This is a genomic window from Pusillimonas sp. T2, from assembly GCF_002236805.1.
Taxonomy (GTDB): domain Bacteria; phylum Pseudomonadota; class Gammaproteobacteria; order Burkholderiales; family Burkholderiaceae_B; genus Neopusillimonas.
Window position 1 is genome coordinate 1 of the sequence record NZ_NIQA01000054.1, and the last position, 309, is coordinate 309.

1 protein-coding gene is annotated in these 309 nt (G+C 50.2%); it reads right to left on the minus strand.

Translation table 11 applies throughout. From position 1 onward, the window contains the following. Positions 1 to 11 precede the first annotated feature (11 nt). The coding region (locus tag PuT2_RS16020) for a hypothetical protein (protein WP_216820846.1) at positions 12 to 309 on the minus strand (298 nt) is incomplete at its 5' end.

The window sequence follows — 309 nt, forward strand, 5'->3', positions numbered from 1 at the left end:
CGGATTGGCAATCACAAACAGTTCACCAAAATATTAGATACAGCAACGTACCCATAGTAGGTATCGTTCGACCAGTTGTACTGCCACCAACGGTAGCGAGTCTTGTCCGTGTATTCGATTCGACGCAGAGTCGTAGTTGTTCCGTGTTCAGCGACGCTAATGTTTGATGGTGCGACATGGTTAGCCTGCTGGCCATCAAAAATATAGAGGCACTTCGGGTCGAAAGGATTGGTATCCCATAAAGGCAGGTCTTCCCACTGGCCGCCGAAACGCTTCCAAAGGGATGGGCCGCTGCTATCGGATTGGCAA